Here is a 25,926-nt window from a genome sequence, read left to right as displayed (position 1 = left end):
AAGCGCCGTCAGAGGGGCCCGTCCCGCTGAGGACAGAGTTAGGGTGCGGGTGCGGCGCTCACAACGTGCGCAGACGCCGCAGGGTCAGCAGGTCTGGCCCGCCGCCCAGCCCGACGACCAGGCCCATTGGAAGTTGTAGCCGCCCAGCCAGCCGGTGACATCGACCACCTCGCCGATGAAGAAGAGGCCGGGCACGGATTTCGCCTCCATGGTCTGCTGGTCCAGGGCGGCGGTGTCGACCCCGCCCAGAGTCACCTCGGCGGTGCGATAGCCCTCGGACCCGACCGGCTTGACGGTCCAGGCGTTGACCGTCTCGGCCATGGCCCGCAGCTTCTTGTCGCCCACCTCGGCCAGCTTGCCCGACAGGCCCTCGCGGGCGCAGACGACCTCGGCCAGACGGCGGGGAATGATGTGGCCGAGCGCGGTGTGCACCGCCTGCTTGCCGTTCTCGGTCTTGGCCGCCAGCAGCCGCGCGGCGACGTCCTCGCCGGGGGCCATGTCGACTGTGATCGCCTCGCCCTCGCGCCAGTAGGAACTGATCTGCAGGATCGACGGCCCGGACAGACCGCGGTGAGTGAACAGCATGGCCTCGGTGAAGCTGGCGCTTCTTGCCTTGTCGCCGGTCGTTTTGACCACGGCGTCGACGGCGACGCCCGCCAGAGGCTTCAACTGCTCCAGCAGGCCCGGCTCGAAGGTCAGGGGCACCAGGGCGGGCCGAGTCTCGGTCACCCGCAGGTCGAACTGGCGGGCGACGTCGTAGCCCCATCCGGTCGCGCCCATCTTGGGGATCGACTTGCCGCCGGTGGCTACCACCAGCGAGGCCGTCGAGACGCGGGTTCCGTCGTCCAGATCGACGGTGAAACGCTCGCCGTCGCGGGCGATGGCCTTGACGCCGAGGCTCAGAGACAGGGTGACGCCCGCCGCCTTCAGCTCGTCCGTCAGCATGCGGATGATCTGTTTGGCGCTGTCGTCGCAGAACAGCTGGTTCAGCGTCTTTTCATGCCAGGCGATGCCGTGGCGCTCGACCATCTTGAGGAAGTCGTGCTGGGTGAACCGCTTCAGCGCCGACAGGGCGAAGCGCGGGTTCTCGCTCAGGAAGTTGGCGCCGCTGGTCCCCAGGTTGGTGAAGTTGCAGCGACCCCCGCCCGAGATGCGGATCTTTTCGCCCGGCGCGCGGGCGTGGTCGATGACGCGCACGCGGCGGCCGCGCTTGCCCGCTTCGATGGCGCACATCATGCCGGCCGCGCCGGCGCCGACGATCAGGACGTCGAGATCTGAAGACTTCATCGCCCCGCCCTAGCAGGCGCGGGGCGATGACGCGACCTTGGAGGCCCCTCTTAAAGGCCCAGCGCCGCCCGATAGGCCGGATGCACCAGCTCGGTATATTCCGGATGCTTCTTCAGATAGCCGGCGAAGAAGGGGCAGGTCGGCAGGATGACCAGGCCGCGCGCCTTCAGATCGGCCAGGACGTGTTTGGCCATGCGGCTGGCGAGGCCGCGCCCCTCCAGCGGAATCGGCACGATGGTCTCGGTGATCAGCAGGCCGCCCGCGACGGGGTTGTAGATGACCACGGCGGTCTCGCCGTCGACAGTCAGCTCGTAGCGCTTGGCCTCGGCGTTGTCGTGGATGTCGGGGTCCAGGCTCATGTCGGCGTCCTTCGTTGGAGATTAGTGCGCGTCGTCCCAGTTGGCGGCGGCCTTGGCCTCGACCACCAGGGAAACGCTGAGGGCCACGGCGGGGTCGGCGGCGCCTTCCATGACCTTGCGCACCAAGGCCAGGGCGCGCTCGGCCTCCGCCTCGGGGGCCTCGAAGATCAGTTCGTCGTGGACCTGCAGGAGCATGCGGGTCTTCAGACCGGCTTCGGCCAGGGCGGCGGGCATGCGGATCATGGCGCGGCGGATGATGTCGGCGGCGGCGCCCTGGATCGGGGCGTTGATGGCGGCGCGCTCGCCGAACTGGCGCTCGGCCCCCGACTTCGAGTGAATGGCCGGGATGTGGATGCGACGCCCGAAGACGGTGGTGACGAAGCCGTGCTCCTTCACGAAGGCCTTGGTGCGATCCATGTAGGCGCGGATGCCGGGGAAGCGCTCGAAATAGGTCTTGATGTAGGCCGCCGCCTCGCCTTGATCGATGCCTAGCTGGGCGGCCAGACCAAAGGCCGAGATGCCGTAGACGATGCCGAAGTTGATGGCCTTGGCGCGGCGACGGGTTTCCGACGGCATGCCCTCGACCGGGACGCCGAACATCTCCGACGCCGTGGCGGCGTGAATGTCGAGCCCGGCCTTGAAGGCGCGCTTCAGCTCGGGGATGTCGCCGATGTGGGCCAGCAGGCGCAGCTCGATCTGGCTGTAGTCGGCGCTGATCAGCACATGGCCCGGCGAGGCGATGAAGGCCTGACGGATCAGGCGGCCCGTTTCCGTGCGGATCGGGATGTTCTGCAGGTTGGGATCGGAGGAGGCGAGGCGCCCCGTCGTCGCCGCCGCCAGCTGATAGGAGGTGTGGACCCGGTGGGTCATCGGGTCCGAGGCCGCCACCAGGGCGTCGGTATAGGTGCCCTTCAGCTTGGAAAGCTGGCGCCAGTCGAGGATGGCGCGCGGCAGGTCGTGGGTCAGGGCCAGTTCTTCCAGCACGCTGGCCTCGGTCCCCCATTGGCCCGAGGCGGTCTTCTTGCCGCCGGGCAGGTTCATCTCGCCGAACAGAATCTCGCCGATCTGACGCGGGCTGCCGACGTTGAAGGGACGGCCCGCCAGCTTGTGCGCCTGCTTCTCCAGCTCGGCCATGCGCTGACCAAAGGTCGAGGACAGGGAGCGCAGCCGGTCGGGATCGACCCGCACCCCGTTCAACTCCATGTCGGCCAGAACGGCGGGCATGCCGCGTTCCAGGGTCTCATAGACGGTGGTCAGGCGCTCGGTCGCCAGACGCGGCTTCAGCAGCTTGTAGAGCCGCAGGGTCACGTCCGCGTCCTCGGCGGCGTAGCAGGTCGCCGGTTTCAGCTCGACGTGCTTGAAGCTCTTCTGGCTCTTGCCCGTGCCCGCCACGCTCTTGAACGGGATGGGCTCGTGGCCGAGGTGCAGGCGCGCCAGCTCGTCCATGCCGTGGCCGTGCAGCCCGCCTTCCAGCACGTAGCTGATCAGCATGGTGTCCTCGATCGGAGCCACGCGGATGCCGCGCCGGGCCATGACGGCGAGGTCGTATTTGATGTTCTGGCCGACCTTGAGCACCGCCGGGTCTTCCAGCAGAGTCTTGAGCCGTTCCAGCGCGGTGGGCTTGTGGATCTGCGTCAGCGGCTCGCGCGGCGCGCCGCCGCCGAGGTCGAGGCCGAAGTCCAGCCCGCCATCGCCGGTCGGCTCATGGTCGTGGGTCAGGGGGATGTAGCAGGCCTCGTTCGGGCCGACGGCCAGCGAGACGCCGCACAGCCCGGCGTGGGTGGCCGACAGGGCGTCGGTCTCGGTGTCGAAGCCGATGACCCCGGCGGCGCGGGCGCGGGCGATCCAGCGGTCCAGATCGTCCAGCGTCTGCACGCACTCGTACCTGTCGCGGTCGAAATCGTGGACGGCGTCGGGCGTCGCGACCTCGGTCTGGCCGTAGCGCGGCGTGGCGACCGGGGCCGACGGCTGGCGGGCGAAGGCCGAGCCTTCCTTGGCCGGGGCCTTGCCGTCGCCGACGCGGCGCAGCAGCGAGCGGAACTCCATCCGCTCCAGAAACTCGGACAGCACCGCCGGGTCGGGATCGCGGATCAGGAAGTCGTCGACCGGCTCGGGCGCCGGGGCGTCGCAGGTCAGCTTGACCAGCTCGCGCGACAGGCGGATCTGGTCGGCGAAGTTGATCAGGGTCTCGCGCCGCTTGGGCTGCTTGATCTCGCCCGCGCGGGCCAGAAGCGTGTCGAGGTCGCCGTACTCGTGGATCAGCTGGGCTGCCGTCTTGGGGCCGATGCCGGGAGCGCCGGGGACGTTGTCGACGCTGTCGCCGATCAGGGCCTGGACCTCGACCACCTTGTCCGGGGTGACGCCGAACTTCTCGAAGACGGCTTCTTCTTCCAGGCGTCGGTCCTTCATCGGGTCGTACATGACGACGCCGTTCCCGATCAGTTGCATCAGGTCCTTGTCGGAGGAGACGATGACCGCCTCGCCGCCCAGATCGCGGACCTTGCAGGCATAGGTGGCGATCAGGTCGTCGGCCTCATAGCCGGGCAGTTCGACGCCGTGGACGCCGAAGGCGGCGGTCGCCTCGCGCACCAGGGGAAACTGCGGCACCAGGTCCTCGGGCGCCGGCGGGCGGTGGGCCTTGTACTGATCGTAGAGATCGTTGCGGAAGGTCTTTTCCGAGTGGTCGAAGACGGCGACCAGATGGGTCGGGCCGTCCTCGCCCTTCATGTCGCGTATCAGCTTCCACAACATGTTGCAGTAGCCCTGCACCGCGCCGACGGGTAGGCCGTCCGACTTGCGCGTCAGGGGCGGCAGGGCGTGATAGGCGCGGAAGATGTAGGCCGAGGCGTCGATCAGCCACAGTCGGGGCGGCGGTCCGTCCTGGGTGAGAGGGCGGGCGGTGGTGTCGGCGGTCGCGTCGGTCATGGCGCGAACATAGGGGGACCGAAGCCCCCCGTCATCCGGCCATGTGATCGATTACGGCTGCCAGCCGCCCGGCGTCTCAGGAACGGCGTCCTCGCCCTCGTCGGCGATCTCACCGCGGGTTTTGCGGACTTCGGCCCAGGCGGCGCGCAGCAGCTCGGTCACGCCCTCGCCGGACACGCCCGACACCAGGAAGGGCGTCTTGCCCGAGGCCGCCTTCAGCGCGGCGACCTTCTCCTCGCGCTCTTCGGGCGAGAGGGCGTCGATCTTGTTCAGCGCCAGCAATTCGACCTTGTCGGCCAGACCTTCGCCGTAGGCGTCCAGCTCGCCGCGAATGATGCGATAGGCCTCGGCCACGTCGTCCTGCGTGCCGTCGATCAGGTGGATCAGGCTGGCCGAACGCTCGACGTGACCCAGGAAGCGCGTGCCCAGACCCGCGCCCTCGTGCGCGCCTTCGATCAGGCCGGGGATGTCGGCGATGACGAAGCGTTCCGACGGGCTCAGGTCCACCACGCCCAGGTTGGGCGTCAGGGTGGTGAAGGGATAGTCCGCCACCTTGGGCTTGGCCGCCGAGACCGCCGCCAGGAAGGTCGACTTGCCGGCGTTGGGCAGACCGGCCAGACCGATGTCGGCGATCAGCTTCAGCCGCAGCCAGACCCAGCGCTCCTGGAACTCCTGGCCGGGGTTGGCGTAGGTGGGGGCCTGATTGGTCGGCCCCTTGAAGCGGGTGTTGCCCCAGCCGCCGTTGCCCCCCGACAGCAGCTTCACCTTCTCTCCCGGCTTGTCCATGTCGAGCAGGACGGTTTCCTTGTCCTCGTCCAGCACCTGGGTGCCGACCGGGACGCGCAGGACCACGTCATCGCCCTTGCCGCCATGCATCTGGCGGCCCTGGCCGTGGTGGCCGGTCTGCGCCTTGAAATGCTGCTGGTAGCGATAGTCGATCAGGGTGTTCAGACCCTCGACCGCCTCGACCCAGACGTCGCCGCCCTTGCCGCCGTCGCCGCCGTCAGGCCCGCCGTTGGGAATGAATTTCTCGCGACGGAACGAGACGGCGCCCGCGCCGCCGGCGCCCGAGCGAATGTAGATTTTGGCCTGATCGAGGAACTTCATCGCGGGCTTATGCCAAAACTCGGGCCAAAGGGCGAGCGTCACGCTGTTCAGTGGTGTTTACGTCGCGTTAGGCGAGGCGGATGAGGCTGTCGGGCCATGAACATCGGCTCCCTGTTTCCCGCGCCCGCGACGGCCAAGCCCGAGACGACGACGGTGCGCGAACAGCGCCAGCAGGCCTTGGCCGAGGCCAGGTTGAACGACGCCCGTGCGGCGGTTGAGAGCCTGAAGCAACGCGGCGCGGAGGCCTCTGAGCGTCAGAAGGCGGCGGCCAAGCAGAAGATTGAGCAGATCAAGGCGCGGCTAAGGATGCTGCAGATGGCCATGATCGGCGATCCCAAGGCCGCTGCCCGCATCGCGGCGCAACTGGCCAAGGAACTGGGAGCGGCGGTCAAGGCTTACGCCGCCGCCGGAGGCTCGACCGCCGGTCTGGGCGCGCCCGCGACGGCGGGCGCAGAACCCGCGAGCTACGCGGTTTCGGGCGAGGTTTCGAGCGAGGCTCAGGCCGCCGCGCCGTCCGCTGAGGCTCCGGCGGAAGATCATAACGACGAGGTCGCCTTGGCCGAGGACGTAGCGGAGAAGTCGGCCAATCCCTATCAGCAGGCGATCGACGCCGCGCAGGCCCGCATCAACGAGCGGGCCCGCCGCCACGGTGAAACTCAGGCCGACCGTGACGTGTTGAGCGAGGTCAAGCGGCTGGCCGCCCAGATCAAGGCCATGGCGCGCCAGGCGGCGAACAAGGCCGCCGGCTCGCCCGAGGGCGACGAGGCTGAACGCGCCGTCGCCCGCATGGACCGCGAGATCAATGACGCCGTTCAGGCATTGCCCGCCGCCGGGCTGTCCCTGACGGTCTAGCCGCGCGCCCAGACGCCGAAGGGGTCGCTCCACGGCAGGTCCAGGGCTTCGGCCACGGCGGGATAGGTGATCTCGCCCTTCAGCACGTTCAGGCCGCGCGCCAGATGCGGGTCCTTTTTCAAGGCTTCCAGACCCTTGTCCGCCAGAGCCAGGCCGAAGGGCAGGGTGGCGTTGTTCAGAGCCTCGGAACTGGTACGCGGCGCCGCGCCCGGCATGTTGCCGACGCAGTAGTGGACCACTCCGTCGACGACATAGGTGGGCTTCTCGTGGGTGGTCGGCTTCGAGGTCTCGAAACAGCCGCCCTGGTCGATGGCCACGTCAATCAGGACGCTGCCCGGCTTCATCGATTTCAACTGGTCGCGACGGACCAGGGTGGGGGCTTCGGCGCCGGGGACCAGGACGGCCCCGATCACCACGTCGGCCTTGACCAGTTCCTCCTCGATGGCCCCGATCGAGGAATAGCGGGTGATGACCCGCCCGCCGGTCAGTTCGTCGATCTCGCGCATCCGGGGGATAGAGCGCTCCAGCACCACCACCTCGGCGCCCAGACCCATGGCCATGCGCGCGGCGTTCAGCCCCACGACCCCGCCGCCCAGCACCAGCACCCTGGCCGGGGCCACGCCCGGCACGCCGCAGAACAGCAGGCCCATGCCGCCGTTGTGCTTCAACAGGGTCTCGGCGGCGGAGAAGACGGCGATGCGCCCGGCGACCTCTGACATGGGGGCCAGCAGGGGCAGGCCGCCGTTCCTGTCGGTCACCGTCTCATAGGCGATGGCGGCGCATTTCGAGGCCAGCAGGGCCTTGGTCTGCTCGGGATCGGGGGCCAGGTGCAGGTAGGTGAAGAGGATGTGGTCCTCGCGCAGGCGCGGCCACTCCGGGGCTTGCGGCTCCTTGACCTTCACGATCATCTGGCTGTCGGCGAAGACGGTCTCGGCGTCGGCGACGATGGCTGCGCCCGCCTTGACGTAGTCGGCGTCGGTAAAGCCTGCGCCCAGTCCGGCGCCAGTCTCGATGCGGACCTCATGACCGTGGGCGACGTATTCACGCGCGGCGGTCGGGGTCAGGCCTACGCGATGTTCGTTGGTCTTGATTTCGCGGGGTACGCCGACACGCATGGGGCTGGTTCCTGATCCGTCCGCTCGGTGGCGGGCGGGCGAACGCTAAACCTGCGCCGGGAATGTCGCCAGACGAAACTGATGAAATCCAGACATAAAAAACCCTCGCAGCCCATCGGGCGGCGAGGGTTCGGCATGATTTTAGTTCTTGGCGTCCTTGGCGGCGTCTTCGACGGCGCGGCCGGCGGCCTGGGTGTCCTTGCCCGCGCCGGCGATCGTGTTGCAGGCGGCGGTGCTGAGAAGGGCGGCGGCGGCGGCGAGAATGAACAGTTTGCGCATGGTCGTCTCCTGTAGGGCGGGCGCTTCACGGCGCCCTCCCGAAATCAACGCCGCGCCGCCGCGGGGGTTCCTGCCAAGCTGCCCCTAACCGTGCGCGCCGGGGGTGGCCAGGGGCGTGGGGAAGGTCAGCCGGGCGATGGAGCCGCCGCCGGGCGCCTCGACCATTTCGGCCTGTCCGCGAAGTTGTTTGGCGAAGGCGCTCATCAGGGTGCGGCCGACGCCTGCGGTGTCGCGGTCGGCCATGCCGGGGCCGTCGTCCTGCACCTCCAGAACGCTGGTGTCGCCCGAGACTTTGAAGCGGACCCTGAGGTCGCCGCCGCGTCCGGCGAAGGCGTGCTTCTGGGCGTTGGACACGGCCTCGACCAGCCACAGGGCCACGGGGGCCAGCCGGTCCGGGTCGATGATGATGGCGTCGGCCTCGACCGAACTGGTGACCAGGGGACCGCGCATGGCCTCGCCCGCGATCAACTGGCCGACCAGCTCGGTCAGGAAGGTGCGCGAGTCGGCTTCGCGGATGTCGTCGCTCTGGTAGAGGGTGCGATAAATCAGGGCCAGGGCGGTGATCCGCTGGCGGGTGTCGCCCAGGGCGGCTCGCGCCGCCGGGTCGGCCACCGCCCGCTGCTGCATCGACAGCAGGGACGAGATGATCTGCAGGTTGTTCTTCACCCGGTGGTGGATCTCGCGCATCAGCGCGTCCTTCTCGTCCAGCGAGTCGAGCAAGGCCTTGTCGCGGGTCGTGATGGTCTCGCCCAGCGCGCCCAGAGTGCGGGCCAGGGTGCGGATTTCGGCGGGGGCGTGCTCAGCCTGGACCGGCCGCACCGAGAAGCGGCCGCGGGCATAGATGGCGGCGACCCGCTCCAGATAGACCAGCCAGCGGATGACGATCCGCTCCGACAGCAGCATGACGGCCAGGAAGGCGACCAGCCAGGCCGCCAGCGGCAGCAGGAAGGACCCGATCGGATTCAGCCGCGCCCAGGACAAAAGGCCTGACGCCGGGGCCGACAGCAAGACATAGAGATCGCGGCCAGCCAGGGCCGTTCCGGCGTAGACGTGCTTGCGCCCGCGCGCGTCGCGGGCCTCGAACAGGGCGGCCTCGCCCTTTCGCGCCTCCCAGACCCAGGTTGAGTTGGTGCCGTTTATGGCGAAGGCGGAGGGATCGGTGGAGACCAGAATCCGCCCATCGGCGTCGGTCAGCGCCGACTGGGCGCCGGGCGGCAGGGCGGGATCGTGAATGTCCGGTTGCAGGGCCGTCAGCGGGATCACCGCCGTGATCGCTCCTTGAAAGGCGCCCAGCGGGCGTTCCGAACGAACGGCGACGATCAGCGATCCGGGGGCGTCAGGGGCGCGGACCATGACCACGTCCTCGCCGTTCCTCAGCCGCTGATACCATTCCTGGCTGCGCACCTCGGCGGGAGGGCCTCCATCGTTGCTGCTACGCGAGGCGCAGAGAGGTTCTCCGGTCGCGCTGTAACGTTGCAGGGCGGTCAGCCCGTCCAGCCGCGACACCAGGGCCGTCAGGCGCGGTTCACAGTAGAAGCCGGCGGCCTCGGGGGCCAGGGCCTGCAACAGGACGACGGTGCTGTCGATCCGCGCCTTGGCGTCGGCGGCGCTGCGTTCGGCGGCCAGTTGCAGGTCGACGCGGCGGTCCTCGGCCTGACGCCGGAACTCGTTCTGGGTCTGGACGGCGCTGAGTATCAGGATCGGCAGCAGGGCCACGGCCATGGCCAGCCCCATGCGGAAGCGGATGCCGTGGACGCTGGGACGACCCAGCCTGAACCCCCATGGGCGGCCGAACCGCACCATGCGTCGTCAGTCCTGCCTGGCGCCGCTCAGGCGGTCGGCGTCGGCCAGGATGGAGCGCATGGCGTCGCCGGCGGCCTTGCCGTCGCGACCGTATCCACCGCGTTCCAGCGTCGCCTGCAGGGCCTTGCGCGCTCGCGACACCCGGCTTTTCACCGTGCCGACGGCACACTGGCAAATTTCAGCGGCTTCTTCATAGGCGAAGCCCCCCGCGCCGACCAGGATCAGGGCTTCGCGCTGTTCCTCGGGCAGGGTCTTCAGGGCCTGGCGCAGTTCGTCCAGGGCGACGGGCGCTTCGGGATCGTCGACCGCCACCAGGGTGCGTTCGGCGGCTTCCTGATCCAGTTGGGTCTGACGCCAGGAGCGGCGCTTTTCCGAATAGAACTGGTTGCGCAGGATCATGAAGGTCCAGGCCTTCATGTTGGTGCCCATCTGATAGCTGGCCCGGGCGTCCCAGGCCTTCATCATGGCTTCCTGGGCCAGGTCGTCGGCGGCCGTGGGGTCGCCGGTCAGGGTGCGGGCGAAGGCGCGCAGATGGGGGATGAGCGTCACCAGTTCCTTCTTGAAACCGGCGTCGTCGGCGGAGGGCGGTTTGGGAGGCGCGCCGTTGCTCACTGGCCCTCCTTGGTCGACGACCGCTCGTCGGCCCGCCGCAGGATGTCCAGGAATTCGTCCGGGACCGGCTCATTCACCACCTGGTCGAACATATGGCGCAGCTTCACGCCTATGGCCTGCTGGCGCAGGCGCACTTCTTCCAAACCCTGGTCCCGGGACGCTGGCGCGTCGGGACGCGGGTTGGTTTCCTTAGAGTTGATCATGGAGTTCCGGCCGCCGCCCAAGCCTAGAGAAGTCGTTCATAGAAGCCGAAAACGCCGCTTCGCTTCAAGAGTTCCTAGGCCTCTGCGTTTTTATGCTCAAGCTTGTGTTTCGAATGTGGAACCGTTGCGCCTCGGGCCCGTTCTGACAAACTGGCGCGTCCTCAGATCGGGGACGCCGACTGTCGGGGAATATGTATGAGTCTACTGGCCAGGCTGGCGCCGCATCTGCCCTATGTCCGTCGCTATGCGCGGGCCTTGACCGGCGATCAAACCACGGGTGACAACTATGTGCGCGTCGCGCTGGAGGCCTTGGCGGCCGGCGAGCGACAGCTGCCGACCGAGATGACGCCGCGGGTCGCCCTCTATCACGTCTTCCATGCCATCTGGTCGTCGACCGGGGCTCAGCTGGAGGATGGCAGCGGCCTGGAGGCCGGCGACGACGCTTCGCGCCGCCTGATGCGGATTGCGCCGCGCTCGCGACAGGCCTTCCTGCTGACCGCGCTGGAAGGCTTCACGCCGTCCGAAGCGGCGCAGATCCTGGGCGTGGACCCCCGCACGGTCGAGCGCCTGATCGCTGAGGCCCAGACCGACATCGACGCCGAACTGGCCACCGATGTCCTGATCATCGAGGACGAGGCCATCATTTCGGCCGACATTGAAAGCCTGGTGCGGGAGCTGGGCCATAACGTCACCGGCACGGCCACCACGCATGACGAGGCGGTCGACGCCGTGTCGCGCCATCGCCCGGGTCTGGTCCTGGCCGATATCCAGCTGGCCGACGGCTCGTCGGGCATAGACGCGGTCAAGGACATCCTCAAACGCTTCGACGTGCCGGTCATCTTCATCACCGCCTTCCCTGAGCGACTGCTGACCGGCGAGCGGCCCGAGCCGACCTTCCTGATCACCAAGCCCTTCCAGCCGGAGACGGTGAAGGCGGCGATCAGCCAGGCGCTCTTCTTCCACCCGTCGCGCCAGAAACAGGCGGCCTGAGGTCAGGTCGTCGGCGTCGCCGTCCCCGCGGGCGGCGGCGTCGCCGCGGGCTGGCTGAAGGCGGCGGAGTCTTCCTTGGTGCCGCCTGCGTCGGCGTTGACGGCCTGGAAGCCGCTATTGCTGAGCAGCCACATGCCCAGCAGAAGCACAGCCGCAGCTCCGGCGGACACAATCAGCAGCCACAGAATGCGCTTTCCGCCGCGGCCCTGACGCACGTACTGGGCTTCAATCGGGTCGTGGTGTTCGACGGCGTCGGCGGAATGGGAGTGGGGATCCTGATGGGTCATCGCGGTCTCCGGGGCGGCGTGGTCCGTAAGTCTGTTCCTAATGGTCCAGCAACGCGGCGGCGCCTGTCGTCGTTCCGGTTCGCCTGTTTCCCGGCCAACGGAACCGGATCCGTACGTCGTCGTTATCGGAGTGCGGAGGCGACAAAGCCCCCCCGACTTGACCGGTTCGCCGGTCGGTCGTCTCCGTTCCTCATTCTCGATGATGCCACCTCAAAGCGGACCCGAAACGGTCCGCTTTTTCTTTGGAAGCCCCTCGACAGGGAGCCGGCGTCCACGCCTAATGAGTTCTCAAAGAAAACGCATCGGAGACGAGCATGGCCCTTCGCAATCGTCAGTGGGTTCTTCGCCAGCGGCCCCAGGGGCTGATCCAGGACGGCGATCTGGAACTGATCGAGACATCGGTGCCGGACCTGAAGGACGCCGAGGTCCTGGTCCGCACCATCTACCTGTCGTTGGACCCGACCAATCGGACCTGGATGAACGACAGCCAGGGCTATCTGCCGCCGGTGGGCCTGGGCGAGGTCATGCGCGGCCTGACCCTGGGCGTGGTTGAGCAGTCGAAGTCCGAACGCTTCAAGACAGGCGACATCGTCACCCCGCTGTCGGGCGGCTGGGCCGACTATGCGGTGGTGCATGAACAGGGGCTGCGGCCGGTGCATCGCGCGCCGGGCCTGCCGTTGACGGCCAACCTGTCGGTGCTGGGGATGACCGGCCTGACGGCCTATTTCGGCGTCACCGACGTGCTTAAGGCCAAGGCGGGCGAGACCCTGGTGATCTCGGCGGCGGCGGGGGCGGTGGGCTCCATCGCCGGCCAGGTGGCCAAACAGCGTGGCGCCCACGTCATCGGCATCGCCGGCGGCCCCGAAAAGTGCCGCTGGCTGACCGAGGAGCTCGGCTTCGACGCCGCCGTCGACTACAAGAACGAGGACGTGGGCGAGGCCCTGGACCGTCTGGCCCCCAATGGCGTCGACCTGAATTTCGAGAACGTCGGCGGCGACATCATGATCGCCGTGTGGAACCGGTTGAACATCCACGCCCGGATGGCCGTTTGCGGCCTGATCTCGTCCTACAACGCCACGCGGATGCCGCCGTCGCCGAACTTCAGCCGTATCATCACCCATCGCCTGAACGTCCAGGGCTTCCTGGTGCTGGACTACGCCCACCGGGCCAGGGAGATGGTGGCCGAGATGGGCCCCTGGCTGGCCGACGGCAAGATCAAGTGGAAGGTCCACGTCGACGACGGGCTGGAGGGGGCGGTGACCTCGCTGAACCGCTTGTTCACCGGCGACCATGACGGCAAGCTGCTGGTCCGGGTCTCGGAAGAACCCGCCGCCTGAGGAGCCTGACGGGATGACCGAACCGCTGCACGTCCACTTCGAGGACCTCGAGGTCGGCCAGGTCATCCCCCTGGGCGCCTGCGCGGTGGACGCCGGGGCGCTGGACGTCTTCGCCGAGCGGTTCGCGCCGGGCTGGGACGTGGCCTACGGCGCGCCCGACGCCCTGGTCTACGCCCTGTGGAGCCGGCTGTCGGCCGAGAAGGCGGGACATTGGGCGGGAACCAAGACCTTGGCGATCGACGGTCTGCGCTTCCTGCGCAATCCGCCGCCGGGCGAACTGCTGCGCGGGCGGTTGACGGTCATGGGCAAGGACCCGGTCGGCGACGAAAAGGGCATCGTCATCGCCCAGCAGGACCTGTTGGACGAGGCGGGGCGGTTGGTCTTTTCCTGCCTGACCCGCGCCTTGGTCGCCCGGCGTTAGACAGAAAAACGCCCCGCCGGAAACCGGCGGGGCGTTCTCATTTTCAGTCTTTAGCGACCTCAAGCCGCACCAGCGTGATAGGCCCCAAGAAAGGCCTCAAGTAGCGCGCCAGCGCGATAGGCCCCTAAAAATCAGGCGTTCGCGGCGGTCGGCGTCTCGGCGGCGCGGTTGAAGGCCATGGCGATCAGGCGATCCCAGCCCAGCAGCGACACCAGGTGGGCGTAGATCTGGCCCAGAGCGCCGTTGTCGCGCAGTTCAACCAGTTTCTCGGCCGGCAGGGCCTTCAGCTTGTCTTCCGAGACGGCGAAATACTCCGCCAGCTTCTGCACCTGGCCGGGGGTGCCGTCCGGGTTGCGCGGGGTGAAGGAGGCTTCGCGGGTCTCGAACAGGTCCAGATCGATCAGCAGTTTGACGAACGACTCGGTGCGCAGGCGCTCCTGCTCGAAGTTGTTGCAGAACTCCATCGCGTTGTTGACGTAGGCGCTGGGCTGGCCGTTCTCGAACAACGGGATTTCAGCGTTCTCGCCCACGAACTCGGCGCCGCGATCGATGCACAGGATCATGCGGTTCTGGGTGTCGTCGTTGGCGAAGACGAACGGATAGCGGCGGATATAGGCCGGGATGTAGGCTTCGGGACGGAAGTCGCCGTTGTCGATGAAAAGGTTGTCGTTCTGACGCAGGCCCATGGCCACGACCGGCTGCTTCAGGTCGCCGACGAAGACGATCGGATAGGACAGGGCGGCGGGAGCGAATTCGGTCACGGTCAGCGGCACGATGTTCGTCTGGGCGACGAAGGCATAGGGCTTGTCGGCGGGGGTCACGCCCAGCTTGCCATGAACGTCGGCGGACAGCGGCTCGGGTTGGCTGTAAAACAGGACGTTGCCGGACAGGGGGCCGGACGCTTGGGTCGTGGTGTCGGTCATGATGTGTCGGATCGGCTCTGAGCAGAAGGGTCGGGCCTTCTAGCCCATGGCCGGGCGCGCCGCAAACGCGTTGGTTCGGCGAACGTCGGGTCATGTCGTGCAAGCCGGGCGGTCGTGGTCGGTTGCAGTGCGACGGCGGACCCCTTAGCTGTGGGGCATGGGCGTTGCTTGCGATCATGATCACACCGACAGCCGACCCGGCCCCGCCGAGGTCGAGCAGGCGCTGGCCTCGGTCGAGGCGCGCTGCGTGGCGGAGGGCGAGCGCATGACCGCGCCGCGTCGCCGCGTGCTGGAACTGCTGCTGGCGGCGGGCGAGCCGGTGAAGGCCTATGACCTGATCGCCCGCTTCGGCGTCGACGGCCAGGCGGCCAAGCCGCCGACCGTTTATCGCGCCCTCGAATTCCTGGAGCGTCGCGGCGTGGTTCACCGGATCGCCTCGATCAGCGCCTATGTCGCCTGCACCGCCGTCGCCGGAGACGCGCCCGCCCACGCAGCGGCCTTCCTGATCTGCGACTGTTGCGGGGCCACCGAAGAGGTCGCCGTGGCCGGCGGCGACGCCTTCGCCGAGGCCGCCGCTTCGGCCGGCTATGCGATCGAGCGCACGACCATCGAGGGGCATGGCCGCTGCCCTGCCTGCCGCGTGGCGGCCTGACCAGCATGGACGCCCTGGCCCTTTCGGCGCCGCGGCGCCTGACGGTTCCCATCGACAACCGCTGGGGCGGGGGCGAGATGGCGGTGCTGGACTTCGGCGATCCGGCGCGCCCCGTCGATCTGATCTTCGCCCACGCCAATGGCTTCAACGCCTACGCCTATCGCTCCCTGCTGCAGCCCTTGTCCGGCGCCCTGCGCATCTGGGCGCCCGACCTGAGGGGGCACGGCCGCACCCGGCTGCCCGCCGAGCCTGCGGGACGGCGCAGCTGGAAGGATCACCGCGACGACCTGACCGCCCTGCTCGACGCCGTCGACGGCCCGCCCGTGGCCCTGGCTGGCCATTCCATAGGCGGCACGAGCGGTCTGCTGGCGGCGGCGGAAAGGCCCGACCGCGTGTCGCGTCTCCTGCTGCTGGACCCGGTCATCTGGCGACGCGAGATGATGCTGGTGATGAACCTGCCCCTGATCGGGCGGCTGGCCGAGCGCAATCCCATCGTCGCCGGCACGCGCAAGCGACGCGCCCTGTTTGACAGCCGCGAGCAGGCGTTGGCCGCCTACCGCGGCCGCGGGGCCTTCAAGGGCTGGGCGGACATGATGCTGGCCGACTATCTGGCCGACGGGTTGGCCGAGACCGATCGCGGCTTTGAACTGACCTGTTCGCCCGCCTGGGAGGCCTCGAACTACGCCGCACAGGCGCACAACCCTTGGCGGGCGCTGCGCCGGTATTCGGGCGCCGTGCGCATCCTGAAGGCCGAGAGCGGCGCCCTGTGCGCCGTTCCGACGGGCGAGAGCGAGTCGCGCCGTGTCGAGGTCGTGTCCGGCGGCGGGCACCTGTTCCCGATGACCCACCCGGACATCGTGCGCGACGCTCTGCTCGATCTGGCGGTCTGACGGAGCAAGCCTCAGGGGGAAGCATGGCGGGACTGAAGGTGCGGCGTGCGACGGTCGAGGACGCGGCCGAGGTTCATGCCTTGATGGCGGCTCTGGCGGCCTACGAGGGTTTGACGCCCTATCTGGCGGCGACGCCGGCCAGTCTGGAGGCCGCCCTGACCGCCCAACCGCCGCGCGCGGCCTTCCTGCTGGCGCAGATCGGGGGACGGGCGGTCGGCTTTGTCTCCTGGACGCGGGTCTACGGGATCTGGCGCGGCTGCGACTATCTCAACCTTGACGATCTGTTCGTGGCCGAGGCGGCGCGCGGCGCCGGGGTGGGCGATGCCCTGATGCGGGCCTTCGCCGCCGAGGCTGAGAGCGAGGGCCTGGGCGCGCGCTGGGAGGTCAGGACGGACAACCAGGGCGCGCGGCGTTTTTACGCCCGCCTGGGGGCCGAGCAGGAAGAAAAGGTGGTCGTGCGCTGGTCGGCCGAAGCCATGCGGAGCGGGTTCTGATCCGGGCCGGGGGTTGCCGTCAGGCCGTTCGGTGCTAGGCCTGGGGCACGATGTCGTCCTCCGCCGCCCCGTCCAGTCTGTCGCGCATCCTGTGGGGGTCGCTGATCGGCGCGGCCATTGGTCTTGTGCTGCTGGCTCTGGGCGTGGCCATCCTGTGGAACGCGGCGGATCAACGTCTGGCCGAGACGCAGGCGGCGACGCCGTCCGCCGAGACCGCGACGCCCGTCGAATCGACTCGCAAGGCTGCGGAGACCTCGCCCGTGCCCTATCCCCTCGTGGGGCCCGGGGCTGCGACCCCACCCGCGTCGATCACGCCTGAACCGGCGATGCCGACGGCGGCGACTTCGATCTGGCGTTCGATCTTCGACACCGAAGAAGAGAAGGCTGACATCGTCGCGCCCATTGCGACGGCAGGCCCCCGGGCGCCCCCTCCCGCCGCCGCGCCGCGACCCGCGCCGCGCCCGGCGACGCCGCGACGCCCCCCGGAGCCGCAACGTCAGGACGAGAGCCTTTTCTTCTGATCTTCTGACGCCTCAGGTCAGGCGGGCGCAGGCGTGGATCAGCCGCTCCACGTCCTCTTCCGACTGATAGAGGCTGAAGCCGAAGCGGATGACGTCGTCGCGCACGTCGGTGACCACATTCATGTGCTGCAGGTCGGCCTTCCAGCGCGACGCTTCGTCCGAACGCAGGGCCAGGAAGCGGGCGCGCGGCGCCTCGCCCTCGACAGGGTTGAGGATGTCGGCCTGCGACAGGGCGCCGGCCTCGCCGTTCTGGACCGCCGCCTGGAAGCGAGCCTGCAGGCGGCGCGCATGGGCGGCGATGTCGGCGGTGGTCAGCCCCTGCTCGTCCAGCATCCGGCGCACGGCGTTGAGGCGATAGAGCGCGCTGACGTCGAAGGTGGCGCCCCAGAAGCGGCCGCCGTCGGTGCGGTACTGAACCCCGCCGGGCGGGCCTTCCAGATGGCCGAACTCGGCGAACCAGCCGGTGATGACCGGGCGCGGGCAGAAGCCGGGCGGCGAATGCAGGAAGCAGGCGCCTTCGCCCGCCATGGCGTATTTGTAGCCGCCCGCCAGATAGAAGACCTTGTCCGCCACGGCCGACAGGTCGGTCGGGGTCGCCATGAAGCCGTGATAGCCGTCGATGACCACCCACGGCCCCGCCGGATCGGCCAGTTCGGCCAGCTCGGCGATCGCGTCGAACACCTGGCCGGTGCGGAAGAAGACCTGGCTGACCAGGATCAGGGCGTGCCCGCCCGCCCGCGCCGCCGCGACGAAGCGCTCGGCGAAGGTGGCGAAGGGCTGCAGGGGCACCCGCGTGACCAGGGCCTCGCCTGCTTCTTCCCAGCGCTCGGACTGGCGGCGGAAGGAGTGGAACTCGCCGTCGGTGGACAGGATGCGCACCGGCTTCTTCTCGACCCCGGACACGAGGCGGATCAGCAGATCGTGGGTGTTGGAGGTGAAGATCAGGCTGTCGGGCGAGGGCAGGTTCAGCTCCTGCGCCACATGCTGTTGCGCCTCAGGGATGACCTCGCCGAACACCAGCTCCCACTTGCGGTCGGCGAAGCGGTTGGCCTCGGCCCAGGCCTGGACCTGGGCGTCGAAGCTCGCGTCAGGCCACAGGTGATGGCTGTGGGCGGCGAAATGCAGCCGCTCGGGATCCAGACCCAGGGCGAGCGAGAAGAGGGGCTTGAAGCTCATCCCGCGACCTTACCCGGATCGGCGGGCGGCCCAACAGAAAAGAGGCGGGTCTGCCTTCGCAAACCCGCCTCTCAACTCAGTCTTTCGGCGTTCAAGCCGCGAGCGACCGCGTCGCGAGCGTAGCGCCGCGCGGCAGCGCCTTAAATGAGACTACCGTGGCAGTGCTTGAACTTGCGGCCCGAGCCGCAGGGGCAGTCGGCGTTGCGGCTGGTGCGTTCCCAGCCGACCGGCAGGGCCTCGACCGGCAGCTTGGAACGGTCGTCGCCGGTCAGCATGCCTTCGGGGTTCTGGGCCATCGGATTGGCCATCTCGTTCTCGCCGGTGCCGGGGTTCAGATGGATTTCCTGGAACTCGGGCATCTCCATGGCCGGCGGCGCCTCGAAGCGGAACTCGACCGTCATCAGCCAGCGGGTGACGTTGTGGCGCAGGTCGTGCAGCAGCGTCTCGAACAGGTTGAAGGCTTCGGTCTTGTATTCGTTCAGCGGGTCGCGCTGGCCGTAGCCGCGCAGGCCGATGACGCCGCGCAGGTGGTCCAGGTGGACCAGGTGCTCGCGCCACTGCATGTCGATCATCTGCAGCATGAACTGCTTTTCCAGACCGCGGGTCTGGTCGGCGCCGATCATTTCCAGACGCTCGGCGGCGCGGGCGTCGGCGGCGGCGTTGATGCGCTCCTCGATCTCTTCGTTCGAGACGCCTTCCTCGGCGGCCCATTCCTTGAGCGGCAGCTCCAGGCCAAGGGTCGAGCGGACCTTCTCGTCCAGACCGTCCATGTCCCACTGCTCGGCATAGGCCTTGGGCGGCATGTAGCGCTCGACCAGATCGGACACGACGTCGAGGCGGAAGTCGGTGACCAGTTCCGACAGGTCGTCGGAATCCATGAACTCCTGGCGCTGCTCGAACACGGCCTTGCGCTGGTCGTTCACGACGTCGTCGTACTTCAGCACGTTCTTGCGCATGTCGTAGTTGCGGGCTTCGACGCGCTTCTGGGCGGTCTCGACGGCGCGGTTCAGCCAGGGGTGGCTGATGGCCTCGCCCTCGGCCACGCCAAAGGATTTCATGATGCCGTCCAGACGGTCGCCGGCGAAGATGCGCAGCAGGTCGTCTTCGCAGGACAGGTAGAATTTCGAGGTGCCGGGGTCGCCCTGACGGCCGGTGCGGCCGCGCAACTGGTTGTCGATGCGGCGGCTCTCGTGGCGCTCGGTGCCGAGGACGAACAGGCCGCCGGCGAGCAGGGCCTGTTCCTTGGCGACGGCGATCTCGGCCTTGAACTCTTCTTCCTTGGCGGCCAGGGCCTCGGGCGTGACCTCGATCGCCATGTTGCGCTGTTCCTGGGTCCAGCGCTGGACGCGCATCTCCAGGTTACCGCCCAACTGGATGTCGGTGCCGCGACCAGCCATGTTGGTGGCGATGGTTACCGCGCCCGGCAGACCGGCGTCGGCGACGATATAGGCTTCCTGCTCGTGCTGGCGCGCGTTCAGGACATTGTGCGGAATGCCGCGGCCGGTGACGTAGGTGATGTCCCAGGCGTCATCCCCGACCTTCTGCGCTTCCTTCTCGCGGTCGGCGTAGCTGGCTTTCAGGGTGCGGCCCGTCTCGACCTTGTACTCATAGGTCTTCAGGACGTCCGACAACTCCTCGGACTTCTCGATCGAGACGGTGCCGACCAGGATGGGCTGGCCCTTGACGTGGCACTCGGCGATCTGGGCGGCGATGGCCGCGTTCTTTTCCCGGAAGGTGCGATAGACCTCGTCGTCGAAATCCTTGCGCTGGATCGGACGGTTGGTCGGCACTTCCAGGACGTCCATCTTGTAGATGTCGAGGAATTCCTGGGCCTCGGTGGCGGCCGTGCCGGTCATGCCGGACAGCTTTTCGTAGAGGCGGAAATAGTTCTGGATGGTGACCGAGGCCAGGGTCTGGTTCTCGGGCATGATCTTGACGTCTTCCTTGGCCTCGATGGCCTGGTGAAGACCTTCGGACAGGCGACGGCCTGTCATCATGCGGCCGGTGTATTCGTCGATGAGGACGATCTCGCCAGCCTTGATGATGTAGTCCTTGTCGCGCGTGTACAGGGTGTTGGCGCGCAGGGCCTGGTTGACGTGATGGACCAGGCTGACGTTGGCCGGATCATACAGGTCGGTAGTGTCCTCGGCGAAGTGGCCGCCGGCTTCCAGCATCTCCTCGATGCGCTCCGAGCCCAGCTCGGTCAGCAGGGCCTGACGCTGCTTTTCGTCGAGGTCGTAGGTGGCCTTGTCGACAATCAGGTCTTTCACGATCGTGTCGACGATCTTGTAGAGGTCCGAGCGGTCCTCGGTCGGGCCCGAGATGATCAGCGGCGTGCGCGCCTCGTCGATCAGGATGGAGTCGACTTCATCGACGATGGCGAAGTGGTGGCTGCGCTGCACCATCTCGCGACGGTCATAGACCAGGTTGTCGCGCAGGTAGTCGAAACCGAATTCGTTGTTGGTGCCGTAGGTGATGTCGGCGTTGTAGGCCGCCTGGCGCTGGCCCTGCGACAGACCGTTGACGATGACGCCGACGTCCAGGCCGAGGAAGCGATAGACGCGGCCCATCGTCTCGGCGTCGCGGCGCGCCAGATAGTCGTTGACGGTGATGACGTGGACGCCCTTGCCCGCCAGGGCGTTCAGGTAGACTGGGGCCACGGCCACCAGGGTCTTGCCTTCGCCGGTCCGCATTTCGGCGATGCCGCCTTCATGCAGGATCATGCCGCCGGTCATCTGCACGTCGTATTGACGCTGGCCCAGGACCCGCTTGGACGCCTCGCGCACCACGGCGAAGGCTTCGTTCTGGATCTTGTCCAGGCTCTCGCCTGCCTCGATGCGGTCCTTGAAGGTCTGCGTCATCATGCGCAGTTCGTCGTCCGAGAAGGCCTCGAACTTGGATTCCAGGGCATTGATCTTCTGCACCTGGCCCATGAAGGCCTTGACCTTGCGGTCGTTGGAGGAGCCGAGGAGTTTCTTGGCGAAGCCGAGCATGGGCGATCCGGTGAAAGGCGGTCGAGCGGCTGAGGCTCTTGAACAGGAAACGCCGTGATCTAGAAGCCCTGGATCGACGCCGGTCCCGACGACTCCCGAAATCCGGGGCGTGCGCAGGGGCCGCGCAGACGATCGAAAACCCCTCGACTTGGGCGCAGTCGGGACTTAAGCACCGCCCTAACCCCTGTCAACGCGAGGGGCTTTCAACGGCTTGTCGCGACCGGCTTTCCGGTTCCTGTTTTCCGCCCCTTTTGCGCCTTTTGGCCGGAGCGTCTGATGCGTCTTTCGCGTCCCTCCTTCCGAACCGCTTTCGCCCTGCTGGCCTCGGCCGCTGCGGCGCTGGTTCTGACGGCCGCCTGCGGGCGCGGCGATGCGGAAACCCCGCCCGAGAAGAATGATCTGGTGGTGGCGCGGGTGTCGGACCGTTCGGTCTGGGCCTCGGACGTGCGCCGCGAGGCCGTGGCCCAGGGCCTGATCGGCGAGGGCGAGCCCCTGGACGTCAAGTCCGAACTGTTCCGTCGGGTGCTGGACGAGGTGGTCGACCAGAAGCTGCTGGCCGCCGAAGCTCGCCGTCGCGGTCTGGACAAGAGCCCCGCCGCCCAGCGTCGGCTGGAGGCGGTGCATGAACGCATCCTCGGCGATATGCTGGTCGAGAACGTCGTCAGCGGCGCGGTGTCGGATCAGGCCGTCGAGCGCCTCTATCAGGAGCAGCAGCGTCGCGCCCAGACGACCGAAGAGGTTCGCGTCCGCCTGATCCTGTCGCACACAAAGGAGCAGGCCGACGCCGTGGTCGGGGTCCTGGGGCAGGGGGCTGCCTTCGAGGCCGTCGCCGCCCAGCGCTCGGTCGATGACGCCACCCGCTATTCCGGCGGCGATCTGGGCTACTCGACGCTGGACGTTCTGCCTGACGCCTACGCCGCCGCCCTGCGCGGCCAGGCGCCCGGCGCCGTGGTCGGCCCAGTCCAGGGCGAGGGCGGCTGGGCGGTGCTTCGCATCGAGGACCGTCGTCTGGAAACCCCGCCGACCCTGGATCAGGCCCGTCCTGTTATTGTCCGCTACCTGACCTATGAGGGCGTTCGCCAGTTGCTGGAGCAGCTGCGCGGCAAGGCCCAGGTCGAAGTCTTCCTCAATCCCGCCAAACCGGCGGCGCAAGCCCCCGCCAGGCCTGCGCCCGTCTCTCCCGCCGCTCCACCCGCCGGAACCGTCGCCTCATGAACCGTCCGCCCGCCAAATCCGGCTCGACCGGCCAGATGATTGAATCCGCCATTGAAAAGGCCCTGGATCCGCTGGCCTCGGCCCTCAAGCGCGCCACCCAGCCCGCTGCGGCCAAGGCGCCGGCCTCGCCCGGCAAGCCCGGCCTGATGATCTCGCCTCTGGCCGTGCCCTTCCCGACCATACCGCCCATCGGCGGGGTCGAGATCGCCACGGCCCGCGCCGGCTTCTACAAGCATGAGCGTGATGATCTGGTGGTCTTCCACTTCCCCGAGGGTGCGTCCTGCGCCGGTGTCTTCACCCGGCACAAGGTGGGTTCGGCGCCGGTGGACTGGTGCAAGCGTCAGCTGGACGCCGACAAGGGCGGCGAGGGGGTCAAGGCCCTGGTCGTCAACGCCGGTTGCGCCAACGCCTTTACCGGCAAGGCCGGGGCCGATGCGGCCCGCCGTACGGCCTCGGAAGTCGCCAAGCGCTTCGGCTGTCGCCAGCGCGACGTCATGCTGGCCTCGACCGGCGTGATCGGCGTGGTGCTGGACGAGACCAAGATCACCGCCCGTCTGCCCGACATCGAAACGGGTCTGAAGGCCGACGCCTGGGCGCAGGCGGGCCTCGGCATCATGACCACGGACACTTTCCCCAAGGGCTCCTACGCGGAATGCGAGATTGAAGGCGTCAAGGTGAAGATCGCCGGCATCGCCAAGGGGTCGGGCATGATCGCGCCCGACATGGCGACCATGCTGGCCTTCATCGTCACCGACGCGAACATCGCTCCGCCCGTGCTGAAGGCCCTGCTGAACCTGCACGTGCGCACCACCTTCAACAGCGTGACGGTCGATGGCGACACCTCGACCAACGACACGGCCCTGCTGTTCGCCACCGGCGCCTCGGGCTCGCCGCGCATCGGCCGGGTCGGCGACCGCCGGCTCAAGGACTTCTCGGCCGCTCTGGACAAGGTCATGCTCGACCTGGCCCACCAGCTGGTGCGTGACGGCGAGGGGGCGACCAAGTTCGTGCGCGTCACCGTCGACGGCGCGGCCTCGCCCGCCTCGGCGCGCAAGCTGGCCAAGTCGATCGCCGACAGCCCCCTGGTGAAGACCGCCATCGCTGGCGAGGACGCCAACTGGGGCCGCATCGTCATGGCCGTGGGCAAGACCGAGGAGGCCGTCGATCGCGATCGTCTGGCCATCCACTTCGGCCCTCATGTCGCCGCCGTCGACGGCGCCCCGTCGCCGACCTACGACGAGGCTCAGATGAGCGCCTATATGAAGAACGCCGAGATCGACATCACTGTGCACGTCGGCTCGGGCCGCGCTTCGGCCACCGTCTGGACCTGCGACCTGACCAAGCGCTACATCGAGATCAACGGGGACTATCGCTCGTGAGCGAGGCCGCCGCCGTCCCCACCGTCCTCGTCGTCGCCGTAGCCCTGGTCGACCCCGACGGCCGCGTCCTGATCGCCAAGCGGCCCGAGGGCAAGCAGTTGGCCGGGATGTGGGAGTTTCCGGGCGGCAAGGTCGAGCCGGGCGAACGGCCCGAACAGGCTCTGATCCGTGAGCTGAAGGAAGAGCTGGGCATCGACGTGAACGAGGCCTGCCTGGCGCCCTTCGTCTTCGCCAGCCACGCCTATGAGAGCTTCCACCTGCTGATGCCGCTCTACCTGTGCCGCCGCTGGTCGGGCGTGGTCACGGCGAAGGAACACGCCGGTCTGGCCTGGGTGAAGCCGAACAAGCTGGGCGACTATCCCATGCCGCCCGCCGACGAGCCCCTGGTCGCCTGGCTGCGCGACCTGCTCTGACTATTCCCCGGTCTGTTCCCTGACACCCAGCGCGTCGGCCAGCCGGCTCTTGGCCGAGCCGCGCCGGGCCGGCTTCTGCTGGCTCTCGTGCGGCGCCCAGCCGGCCAGATGCACCATCTCGAAGGTCGCCGGGATGCGCCCGTCCGCCTCGGCGTGGCGTTCGGCATAGAGCTGCGCCGCGCGCGCCAGCACGGCGCGGCTGAGCGGCTTGATCGGCCCCGCCAGCACATTGGTCTCGCCCATGGCACGCAGGTCGCGCATCAGGGCGAAGGGATCGCCATAGCGCACCGTCACCCGGTCCACGTCTGACACCGGCAGGGCGAAACCGGCCCGCTGCAGCAGACCCGCCCCGTCGAAACCGTCGGCGAAGGGTGAAATCCGCGCCTGGGCCCCGCCGTTGACCTCCAGCTCGGCCTCGGTCAGCACGCCGCGCAGTTCCTTCAGCGTCGCCGCCCCGAACAGGCTGGCCACGAACAGGCCGTCGGGCCGCAGGGCGCGCCGGATCTGGCTGAGAGCGCCCGGCAGGTCGTTGGCCCAGTGCAGGCCCAGCAGGTTGACGATCAGGTCCGCCGACTGGTCCTCCAGCCCCAGCGGCCCGGCCCCCGGCGCGGCGCGCTCGGAAACCGAACCCACGGCGCGCACCACGGCCACCCGCTCGCGGGCTGAACTCTCGGCGACGGCCTGCGCAAAGACGCCCGGATGGGGCGACAGGTCGACGGGGGCCTGAAACTCGCGCAGGATCACCTCCAGACTGTTCACCGCATTCTCGGCGGCGCGGACGTGCAGGAAGTCGGCGTCGGGGAAGCGTCGGGCGGCGCGGCTCAGGCGCGCGGCGCGGCGGGTGGCGTCGAAGATGATCGGGGGACCGGAGGAGGGGGGGCTCATGTCGGTTCAGAATGGGGGCTGGCGAGGTCGATTAAAAGGCGTGACGGCGCCTATAGCATCCCGCACGCGCGATGCGGGGCGCGGACTTCTGGATATTCTGCTGCCGCCCATGGCCCACGACAGCCGCGAGGCCACGGCCTCGGCGGGCCTGACGCCCGACGCCTGGGGTCGGGTCGTGTTTCTGGAAGCCCCTGTCTGTGACGGCTGCGGCGCGGCTTTTGAATACGACGGCGGCGACTTCGCCTCCGACCGCTGCCTGGCCTGCCAGGTCCAGCCCTACGCCTTCGCCCGCGCTCGCGCCGCCTGCGTCTATGACGAGGCGTCGCGCGGCCTCATCCTCAAGTTCAAGCACGGCGACCAGCAGCAGTTCGCCCCCCTGTTCGCGCGCTGGATCGCCCGCTCGGCCGCTGATGTCGTGGCGGAAGCCGACGCCGTGGTTCCCGTGCCCCTGCACCGGTCCCGCCTGCTGGCGCGGCGCTTCAATCAGGCCGCCGAGATCGCCCGCCCCCTGGCCCGCCATGCCGGTCTCGACTACCTGCCCGACGCCCTGATCCGCGCCATGCCCACCGACAGCCAGGGCGGCAAGTCGGCGCGCGGACGACGGTTGAACGTCAAAAAGGCCTTCGTCGTCACCGAGGCCGGGCGTCGCCGGATCAAGGGACGGCGCGTCCTGCTGATCGACGATGTGCTGACGACCGGGGCCACGGCCGAAGCTTGCGCCCGCGTCCTTTTGTCTGCCGGGGCCCGTGCGGTGGATCTTGCGGTCATCGCGAGGGTGCGAAGCGCGCGCGAACCGCCTAAGTAGGGG

Annotated in this window: 26 protein-coding genes; 12 read left to right on the top strand and 14 right to left on the bottom strand. The window is 68.4% G+C overall.

Annotation, left to right across the window (positions count from 1 at the left end):
• Positions 1–84: 84 nt before the first annotated feature.
• Genes ACIQTU_RS14590 through obgE form a run of 4 tightly spaced genes read right to left on the bottom strand, consistent with a single transcriptional unit; the run spans position 85 to position 5,678 of the window.
• Entirely contained in the window at positions 85–1,287 is a 1,203-nt protein-coding gene (locus ACIQTU_RS14590) for an NAD(P)/FAD-dependent oxidoreductase (RefSeq protein ID WP_400548637.1), read from the bottom strand.
• Positions 1,288–1,337: 50 nt separating this feature from the next.
• Positions 1,338–1,646 carry a GNAT family N-acetyltransferase gene (locus tag ACIQTU_RS14585; RefSeq protein WP_400548634.1) on the bottom strand — a complete coding sequence of 103 codons (309 nt, stop codon included), beginning with the start codon at positions 1,644–1,646 and terminating at the stop codon, positions 1,338–1,340.
• A 21-nt stretch (positions 1,647–1,667) separates the two neighbouring features.
• Entirely contained in the window at positions 1,668–4,571 is a 2,904-nt protein-coding gene (gene polA / locus ACIQTU_RS14580; protein WP_400548631.1) for a DNA polymerase I, read from the bottom strand.
• A 51-nt stretch (positions 4,572–4,622) separates the two neighbouring features.
• Positions 4,623–5,678 (bottom strand): GTPase ObgE, encoded by a 1,056-nt coding sequence (gene obgE / locus ACIQTU_RS14575; RefSeq protein ID WP_400548628.1) that lies wholly within the window; start codon positions 5,676–5,678, stop codon positions 4,623–4,625.
• A gap of 96 nt (positions 5,679–5,774) precedes the next feature.
• On the opposite strand from obgE, the gene ACIQTU_RS14570 reads away from it, so the two are divergent.
• Positions 5,775–6,530 (top strand): hypothetical protein, encoded by a 756-nt coding sequence (locus ACIQTU_RS14570; RefSeq protein WP_400548625.1) that lies wholly within the window; start codon positions 5,775–5,777, stop codon positions 6,528–6,530.
• On the opposite strand, the gene ald is transcribed toward ACIQTU_RS14570, so the two are convergent.
• The 5 genes from ald to ACIQTU_RS14545 all read right to left on the bottom strand — a co-directional run bounded on the left by ald (position 6,527) and on the right by ACIQTU_RS14545 (position 10,542).
• Positions 6,527–7,645 carry an alanine dehydrogenase gene (ald, locus tag ACIQTU_RS14565; RefSeq protein WP_400548622.1) on the bottom strand — a complete coding sequence of 373 codons (1,119 nt, stop codon included), beginning with the start codon at positions 7,643–7,645 and terminating at the stop codon, positions 6,527–6,529. The genes ACIQTU_RS14570 and ald overlap by 4 nt on opposite strands.
• A 141-nt stretch (positions 7,646–7,786) precedes the next feature.
• Entirely contained in the window at positions 7,787–7,924 is a 138-nt protein-coding gene (locus ACIQTU_RS14560; RefSeq protein WP_400548619.1) for an entericidin A/B family lipoprotein, read from the bottom strand.
• Positions 7,925–8,008: 84 nt separating this feature from the next.
• Positions 8,009–9,727: a sensor histidine kinase gene (locus ACIQTU_RS14555; protein ID WP_400548616.1), complete on the bottom strand. Its 1,719-nt coding sequence runs from the start codon at positions 9,725–9,727 to the stop codon at positions 8,009–8,011.
• 6 nt (positions 9,728–9,733) lie between these two features.
• Positions 9,734–10,339 (bottom strand): sigma-70 family RNA polymerase sigma factor, encoded by a 606-nt coding sequence (locus ACIQTU_RS14550; RefSeq protein ID WP_400548613.1) that lies wholly within the window; start codon positions 10,337–10,339, stop codon positions 9,734–9,736.
• On the bottom strand, positions 10,336–10,542 hold the full coding sequence (locus ACIQTU_RS14545; RefSeq protein ID WP_184266764.1) for a NepR family anti-sigma factor: 207 nt from the start codon (positions 10,540–10,542) through the stop codon (positions 10,336–10,338). The genes ACIQTU_RS14550 and ACIQTU_RS14545 overlap by 4 nt, the downstream gene beginning before the upstream one ends.
• A 195-nt stretch (positions 10,543–10,737) precedes the next feature.
• Here ACIQTU_RS14545 and ACIQTU_RS14540 point away from each other — a divergent pair, with 195 nt between their 5' ends.
• A complete protein-coding gene (locus ACIQTU_RS14540; RefSeq protein WP_400548610.1) occupies positions 10,738–11,532 on the top strand; it encodes a response regulator in 795 nt (264 codons plus the stop codon).
• 2 nt (positions 11,533–11,534) lie between these two features.
• On the opposite strand, the gene ACIQTU_RS14535 is transcribed toward ACIQTU_RS14540, so the two are convergent.
• Positions 11,535–11,819, bottom strand: a complete 285-nt coding sequence (locus ACIQTU_RS14535) for a hypothetical protein (protein WP_400548607.1) — start codon at positions 11,817–11,819, stop codon at positions 11,535–11,537.
• Positions 11,820–12,133: 314 nt separating this feature from the next.
• On the opposite strand from ACIQTU_RS14535, the gene ACIQTU_RS14530 reads away from it, so the two are divergent.
• Together ACIQTU_RS14530 and ACIQTU_RS14525 are read left to right on the top strand one after the other, a co-directional pair.
• Positions 12,134–13,156 carry an NADP-dependent oxidoreductase gene (locus ACIQTU_RS14530; protein ID WP_400548604.1) on the top strand — a complete coding sequence of 341 codons (1,023 nt, stop codon included), beginning with the start codon at positions 12,134–12,136 and terminating at the stop codon, positions 13,154–13,156.
• Between the two features lie 13 nt (positions 13,157–13,169).
• Positions 13,170–13,577 carry a MaoC family dehydratase gene (locus tag ACIQTU_RS14525; protein ID WP_400548601.1) on the top strand — a complete coding sequence of 136 codons (408 nt, stop codon included), beginning with the start codon at positions 13,170–13,172 and terminating at the stop codon, positions 13,575–13,577.
• A 131-nt stretch (positions 13,578–13,708) separates the two neighbouring features.
• Here ACIQTU_RS14525 and ACIQTU_RS14520 read toward each other — a convergent pair whose 3' ends face one another.
• On the bottom strand, positions 13,709–14,500 hold the full coding sequence (locus ACIQTU_RS14520; RefSeq protein ID WP_400548598.1) for a SapC family protein: 792 nt from the start codon (positions 14,498–14,500) through the stop codon (positions 13,709–13,711).
• Positions 14,501–14,657: 157 nt separating this feature from the next.
• Between ACIQTU_RS14520 and ACIQTU_RS14515 the strand changes: the two genes are divergently transcribed.
• From ACIQTU_RS14515 to ACIQTU_RS14500, 4 genes are read left to right on the top strand one after another with little or no spacing between them, the layout of a single operon-like run.
• Positions 14,658–15,152 (top strand): Fur family transcriptional regulator, encoded by a 495-nt coding sequence (locus tag ACIQTU_RS14515; protein ID WP_400548595.1) that lies wholly within the window; start codon positions 14,658–14,660, stop codon positions 15,150–15,152.
• Between the two features lie 5 nt (positions 15,153–15,157).
• Positions 15,158–16,042, top strand: coding sequence for an alpha/beta fold hydrolase (locus tag ACIQTU_RS14510; RefSeq protein ID WP_400548593.1), 885 nt, complete (start codon positions 15,158–15,160; stop codon positions 16,040–16,042).
• 23 nt (positions 16,043–16,065) lie between these two features.
• Entirely contained in the window at positions 16,066–16,536 is a 471-nt protein-coding gene (locus ACIQTU_RS14505; protein ID WP_400548591.1) for a GNAT family N-acetyltransferase, read from the top strand.
• A 50-nt stretch (positions 16,537–16,586) separates the two neighbouring features.
• Positions 16,587–17,057 carry a hypothetical protein gene (locus ACIQTU_RS14500; protein ID WP_400548588.1) on the top strand — a complete coding sequence of 157 codons (471 nt, stop codon included), beginning with the start codon at positions 16,587–16,589 and terminating at the stop codon, positions 17,055–17,057.
• 12 nt (positions 17,058–17,069) lie between these two features.
• Here the strand turns inward: ACIQTU_RS14500 and ACIQTU_RS14495 are convergent, their stop codons facing one another.
• A complete protein-coding gene (locus ACIQTU_RS14495) occupies positions 17,070–18,233 on the bottom strand; it encodes an aminotransferase class V-fold PLP-dependent enzyme (protein ID WP_400548585.1) in 1,164 nt (387 codons plus the stop codon).
• Between the two features lie 140 nt (positions 18,234–18,373).
• Positions 18,374–21,226 carry a preprotein translocase subunit SecA gene (secA, locus tag ACIQTU_RS14490; protein ID WP_400548582.1) on the bottom strand — a complete coding sequence of 951 codons (2,853 nt, stop codon included), beginning with the start codon at positions 21,224–21,226 and terminating at the stop codon, positions 18,374–18,376.
• 276 nt (positions 21,227–21,502) lie between these two features.
• On the opposite strand from secA, the gene ACIQTU_RS14485 reads away from it, so the two are divergent.
• The 3 genes from ACIQTU_RS14485 to ACIQTU_RS14475 are packed head-to-tail and all read left to right on the top strand — an operon-like array spanning position 21,503 to position 24,233.
• Entirely contained in the window at positions 21,503–22,441 is a 939-nt protein-coding gene (locus tag ACIQTU_RS14485; protein WP_400548579.1) for a peptidyl-prolyl cis-trans isomerase, read from the top strand.
• Positions 22,438–23,820, top strand: a complete 1,383-nt coding sequence (gene argJ / locus ACIQTU_RS14480; protein WP_400548576.1) for a bifunctional glutamate N-acetyltransferase/amino-acid acetyltransferase ArgJ — start codon at positions 22,438–22,440, stop codon at positions 23,818–23,820. Before ACIQTU_RS14485 ends, argJ begins: the two co-directional genes overlap by 4 nt.
• Positions 23,817–24,233, top strand: coding sequence for a (deoxy)nucleoside triphosphate pyrophosphohydrolase (locus tag ACIQTU_RS14475; protein WP_296176234.1), 417 nt, complete (start codon positions 23,817–23,819; stop codon positions 24,231–24,233). Before argJ ends, ACIQTU_RS14475 begins: the two co-directional genes overlap by 4 nt.
• Here ACIQTU_RS14475 and ACIQTU_RS14470 read toward each other — a convergent pair whose 3' ends face one another.
• Positions 24,234–25,118: a methyltransferase domain-containing protein gene (locus ACIQTU_RS14470; RefSeq protein WP_400548572.1), complete on the bottom strand. Its 885-nt coding sequence runs from the start codon at positions 25,116–25,118 to the stop codon at positions 24,234–24,236. It lies immediately after the preceding gene.
• Here ACIQTU_RS14470 and ACIQTU_RS14465 point away from each other — a divergent pair.
• Positions 25,117–25,923: a ComF family protein gene (locus tag ACIQTU_RS14465; protein ID WP_400548569.1), complete on the top strand. Its 807-nt coding sequence runs from the start codon at positions 25,117–25,119 to the stop codon at positions 25,921–25,923. The two genes, ACIQTU_RS14470 and ACIQTU_RS14465, sit on opposite strands and share 2 nt — an antisense overlap.
• The last annotated feature ends 3 nt before the right edge of the window (positions 25,924–25,926 follow it).

The organism is Brevundimonas sp. NPDC090276, assembly GCF_044772165.1.
Classification (GTDB): domain Bacteria; phylum Pseudomonadota; class Alphaproteobacteria; order Caulobacterales; family Caulobacteraceae; genus Brevundimonas.
Note: the sequence above shows the minus strand (reverse complement) of the source record. Positions and strands in the feature narration are given on the sequence as shown.